The sequence below is a fragment of the Pseudomonas sp. LRF_L74 genome, assembly GCF_965644255.1.
Taxonomy (GTDB): Bacteria; Pseudomonadota; Gammaproteobacteria; order Pseudomonadales; family Pseudomonadaceae; genus Aquipseudomonas.
Window position 1 is genome coordinate 1 of sequence record NZ_CBFFRH010000030.1, and the last position, 972, is coordinate 972.

The 972-nt window shown below is 55.9% G+C and carries 1 protein-coding gene; it reads left to right on the top strand.

The features are described from left to right. Nucleotides 1-972, top strand: a 972-nt coding sequence (locus tag ACSZPK_RS26910; RefSeq protein WP_437884674.1) for an AMP-binding protein, incomplete at both ends; no start/stop codon positions are given.

Below are 972 nucleotides of genomic sequence, written 5' to 3' on the forward strand. Positions count from 1 at the left end.
GTATCCGCAGGACCGTCTGGCTTACATGATCGAGGACAGTGGTATTGGTCTGCTGCTGACCCAGGGGTATTTGAAGGGTCAGTTACCGATCCCCGCATCGATACAAACGCTAGAGTTGGATACGCTAGAGAGCGCACTGACCGGTTATGCGGAGACAGCCCCGCACGTAATGATCCAGCCGGAGAACCTGGCCTATGTGATCTATACGTCGGGCTCTACAGGTAAACCCAAAGGTGCTGGTAACCGCCATGTATCGCTGATCAACCGTGTGTTCTGGATGCAGAGCGCTTATGGCCTGAATGACAGCGATGCGGTCCTGCAGAAGACGCCGTTCAGTTTCGACGTATCGGTATGGGAGTTCTTCTGGCCACTGATGGCAGGTGCACGACTGATTGTTGCAGCACCTGGCCTGCACCGTGATCCAGAACAACTGGCGGCACTGATCCAAGCGTCGAATGTCACTACATTGCACTTTGTTCCTTCGATGCTGCAGGCGTTTTTGTCATCGCCAGCGGCAGCCGAGTGCCAGGATCTGAAGCGGATTATCTGCAGTGGTGAGGCGTTACCTGTCCAGGCCCAGCGTCAGGTCTTCGAACTGCTACCGAAAGCAGGGCTATACAACCTGTATGGACCGACGGAGGCGGCAATCGATGTCACCCACTGGACGTGTGTCGACGAAGAGAGCGATAGCGTGCCGATTGGCCAACCGATCGCGAACTTGGCCTGCCATGTTTTGGGTGGACAGTTGGAGTTGATTGCTCAGGGCGCAGCCGGTGAATTGTTCCTGGGAGGTATTGGTCTTGCGCGTGGCTATCACCAGCGTCCTGGGCTGACAGCTGAACGTTTCGTACCAGATCCCTACGACGATTCGGAGCAAGGTGGAGGTCGTTTGTACCGCACGGGCGATCTTGCCAAGTACCGCGCGGACGGCGTGATCGAATACGTAGGGCGTATTGATCATCAAGTGAAGAT